The organism is Ilyobacter sp. (genome assembly GCF_041583315.1).
In the GTDB taxonomy this organism is placed as follows: Bacteria; Fusobacteriota; Fusobacteriia; order Fusobacteriales; family Fusobacteriaceae; genus Ilyobacter.
In genome coordinates, this window is sequence record NZ_JBFHGC010000451.1 from 1 (window position 1) to 2,400 (window position 2,400).

Consider the following 2,400-nt stretch of genomic DNA (forward strand, 5'->3'; position numbering starts at 1 on the left):
CTTAAAAAAAATTCTAAAGACTATATGGGAATATTAAATGCAATGAAAAATTCTCAGTTTCTGACATTTGGAATCAGTATGGTTTTTGAAGATATAGAAAAAATTCATTTTCTTATAATTGCAGAAGATATCAGTGAAAAAAATGATAAAAAAATAGTCTCAAAAGCAAAAGAGCAAGGAATAGCATACGTACATTATGGTAATAAAAATCAGCTTGGAGATATATTTGGTAAAGCTGAGATTAATGTTATAGGCGTTAAAAATAAAAAAGTGGCACGTGGTCTCATGGAGTAAACGTACTGGAGGTGTTATTATTGAAGACAAGAGTACATGAATTAGCTAAAAAACATGATATGTCAAACAAGGATTTTTTAAATCTTCTTCATGAAATAGGAGTGGAGGTTTCTTCACATCTTTCTGGTTTAAGTGATGAAGCTGTGAAAGAGATAGAAGAGTATCTTGAATCTGAAGAAAACATTGATGCAAAGAAGAAAAAGAAAAAAAGAAGTAAAGGAACAGCTAAGGAATCTTCTAAGGAAAAAGAAGAAAAGGGAAAAGATAAAACTACCAAGAAGAAAAAAGGTAGAAGATCTGACTTTACAGTTAAAAAAGCTGAAGAAGTAGAAGAAGTTGTATTAGAAGAAGACGGAATGAAAATAGTAAAGCTAAGAGGTGAAATCACAGTTGGTGAATTTGCTGAAAAGCTCGGAATAAATGCAACAGAGATTATCAAAAAGCTTTTCCTTAAAGGACAGATGCTTACAATAAACAGCACAATGTCTTTTGATTTGGCAGAAGAGATGGCTGTTGAATATGATGCACTTATAGAGATAGAAGAAGAAGTAGAAATGGAGTTTGGAGAGAAATTTGACCTTGAAGTAGAGGATAAGGAATCTGACCTTGTGGAAAGACCTCCTGTAATCACTATAATGGGACACGTTGATCACGGAAAAACATCACTTCTAGATGCTTTGAGAGCCACTAACGTAGCAGACGGAGAAGCTGGGGGAATCACTCAGAAGATCGGTGCCTACCAGATAAAAAAAGACGGTAAAAAGATCACATTTGTAGATACGCCTGGACATGAGGCCTTTACAGATATGAGAGCAAGGGGAGCTCAGGTTACAGACATAGCTATCCTTGTAGTAGCAGCAGATGACGGAGTAATGCCTCAGACAGTAGAAGCATTATCCCATGCAAAAGCTGCAAAAGTACCGATTATCGTGGCGGTAAACAAAATAGATAAACCTGAAGCCAATGCCCTGAGAGTAAAGCAGGAGCTTATGGAACACGGACTTGTGTCTGTAGAATGGGGAGGAGACGTAGAATTTGTAGAGGTTTCTGCTAAGCAGAGATTAAACCTAGATGAACTTCTTGAGACGGTTCTTCTTACTGCGGAAATATTAGAACTTAAGGCAAACCCTAAAAAAAGAGCTAAAGGTATAGTTCTAGAATCTAGACTAGATCCAAAAGTAGGTCCTATAGCTGACGTACTGATACAAGAAGGGGAACTTAGAATAGGTGACGTAATTGTCGCCGGAGAAGCTCAAGGTAAAGTAAGAGCTCTTATGAATGACAAGGGAGAAAGAGCAGAAACAATAGGGCTCTCTCAACCTACAGAGATTATTGGATTTAACATAGTTCCAGAAGCCGGAGATGTAGTCTATGTAATCCAAAATGAACAGCATGCTAGAAGAATAGTAGAGGAAGTAGCAAAGGCAAGAAAGATATCAGAAGTATCTAGAAAGTCAATCTCTCTTGAATCTCTTTCTCAGCATATGGAAGACTCTAATATAAAAGAACTAAACCTTATAATAAGAGCAGACTCAAAAGGTTCTGTAGAAGCACTTAAAGAATCACTTCATAAACTTTCTACCGGTGAAGTAGCTGTAAATATAATCCAGGCTGCATCGGGAGCGATAACAGAAAGTGACGTAAGACTAGCAGAAGCCTCAGATGCTATCATAATAGGATTCCATGTAAGACCTACAACAAAAGCCCTTAGAGGAGCTGCAGACTGTGGAGTAGAGATAAGAACATCAAATATCATCTATCACATAACTGAAGATATAGAAAAAGCTCTTACAGGAATGCTAGATCCTGAATACAGAGAAAACTATCAGGGAAGAATAGAGATCAAGAAGATATTCAAGGTAACTAAAATCGGAAATATAGCAGGATGTGTAGTTGTAGACGGTAAGGTGAAGAGTGATTCTAATATAAGACTTCTCAGAAACGGGGTTGTCGTATATGAAGGAAAGCTTGATTCACTGAAAAGATTCAAAGATGATGCCAAAGAGGTTGTTGCAGGTCAGGAATGTGGACTGAACATCCAAAACTTCAACGACATCAAAGAGGGAGATATCGTCGAAGCTTTTGATATCATTGAAATAAAAAGAA

2 protein-coding genes are annotated in these 2,400 nt (G+C 36.8%); both read left to right on the top strand.

Annotated features, from left to right (window positions below):
* Positions 1-294: L7Ae/L30e/S12e/Gadd45 family ribosomal protein (locus ABZA26_RS12775; RefSeq protein WP_372714897.1), on the top strand; the 294-nt coding region annotated here is incomplete at its 5' end.
* Positions 295-353: 59 nt separating this feature from the next.
* Positions 354-2,400, top strand: a 2,047-nt coding sequence (gene infB / locus ABZA26_RS12780) for a translation initiation factor IF-2 (protein WP_372714898.1), incomplete at its 3' end; no start/stop codon positions are given.